This is a genomic window from Streptomyces sp. ATLC9, from assembly GCF_057196705.1.
Genome location: NZ_JBXUOY010000528.1, coordinates 1 through 989, shown reverse-complemented (window position 1 = coordinate 989; position 989 = coordinate 1). Strand labels below are relative to the sequence as shown.

Below are 989 nucleotides of genomic sequence, written 5' to 3'. Positions count from 1 at the left end.
GCCCGGGCCCCGGCGGCATCGCCGCCCGCCCCTCGCCCGCCTGGGGTCTGGCGGCGCGCGGCGCGCTGGTCGAGCGCGGCGGCCCGGCCGGTCCCTTCGACCTGGTGGACCGCGACCACGTCTGGGCCGACATCGCCCCCCATCTCTACGCCCGCGCGGCGGCCGAGCAGTGGGACCCGGGCCGGGCCGTCGACTGGGAGGAGCCCTTCTCCCTCCCCGGCGAGGTCGAGCGCGCCGTCGTCCAGGTGATGACCTATCTGGTGGAGAACGAGCAGGCCGCCCTCGTCGTCCCCGCCCGGCTGCTGGCGCGTATCCACCCGCACTTCCGCGAGGTCGTCCAGCTGCTGGCCGTGCAGGCGGCCGACGAGGCCCGCCACATGGAGGTCTTCACCCGCCGCGCCCTGCTGCGGGGCGGCGAGATGGGCACCTCCTCGGCCGGCGGACGGGAGTCGCTCGGCACCCTGCTGACCGAACCGGACTTCTCCATGGCCTCCTTCCTCCTCTCCGTGCTGGGCGAGGGCAGCTTCCTGAGCCTGCTGGCCTTCCTGGAACGCCACGCCCCCGACCCGGTCACCCGCCGCATCACGGCCCTGGCCCGCCGCGACGAGGCCCGGCACGTCGCCTTCGGCGTCGCCCACCTCCACCACCGCGGCACCGTGGACCCCGCCCTGCGCGGCAGGCTCCGCGCGGCCGTGGAGCGCCGCCACGACGCCCTCACCGACACCGCGGGCCTCAACGCGGACGTCTTCGACTCCCTGGTGGTCCTCGCCGCGGGCGAGTGGACCCCCGAGGCGATCGGCCGGGGCCACGACGCGGTCCTGGCCCTCCAGGCCGAGATGGACGAGGGCAGACAGCGCCGCCTGGTCCACCTGGGCTTCCCCGCCGACGAGGCGGCCGAACTCTCCGCGCTCCACACCCGCAACTTCATGTGACCGGTGAAGTCGGCCCAGCGGAGTAAGACCGGATCTCACTGAGATCCGGTCTTACTC

The 989-nt window shown here is 74.9% G+C and carries 1 protein-coding gene; it reads left to right on the top strand.

Annotated elements, in window-relative coordinates; all coding sequences use genetic code 11:
• Positions 1-932: ferritin-like domain-containing protein (locus AC2CJA_RS26855; RefSeq protein WP_484605235.1), on the top strand; the 932-nt coding region annotated here is incomplete at its 5' end.
• Positions 933-989 lie beyond the last annotated feature (57 nt).